The sequence below is a fragment of the uncultured Shewanella sp. genome (assembly GCF_947495455.1).
In the GTDB taxonomy this organism is placed as follows: Bacteria; Pseudomonadota; Gammaproteobacteria; order Enterobacterales; family Shewanellaceae; genus Shewanella.
In genome coordinates this window covers 1-398 of record NZ_CANLZC010000272.1, presented here as the reverse complement: position 1 = coordinate 398, position 398 = coordinate 1, and the positions used below count along the sequence as shown (strand labels likewise).

The 398-nt window shown below is 45.7% G+C and carries 1 protein-coding gene; it reads right to left on the bottom strand.

All coding sequences use genetic code 11. The annotated features are described in order from the left end of the window. On the bottom strand, positions 1 to 260 hold a 260-nt coding region (locus tag Q0791_RS25090), incomplete at its 3' end, for a hypothetical protein (RefSeq protein ID WP_299011974.1). Positions 261 to 398: the final 138 nt, after the last annotated feature.

Sequence of the window (398 nt, the reverse complement as noted above, 5' to 3'; positions counted from 1 at the left end):
AACTGATAATAAAACCGTACACGGGTGGTGGCCTCGACCATGACGGGAAAATCAAAGCTTTCATACTGTGCCCCGCCTGTGTCTTTCGCCCACATGGCAAACAATTGCGTGTAAGGGGTAAAGCGTAAAACGGCCGCTCCAGAAAACGACCATATTCCTCTATCAGCTTCTCGTGTATCTGCCCGTTTCAGTAACAAGGTTTGGTCTTGGTAAGCCGTTCTTGGACTAATAGGATGAGTATCCAGGCTAAACAAATTCAATATGCCAAAATTCTTGGCGGATTCCACTTCTGTTCACATATCTGAGATGTTTTTTCCCAGCATAATCGACTTAGCAAAGACCTTTTTGCCATAAGCACGCTCTTTGAACTTGGCGAACTTATCTGGCCCCTTTGGCTC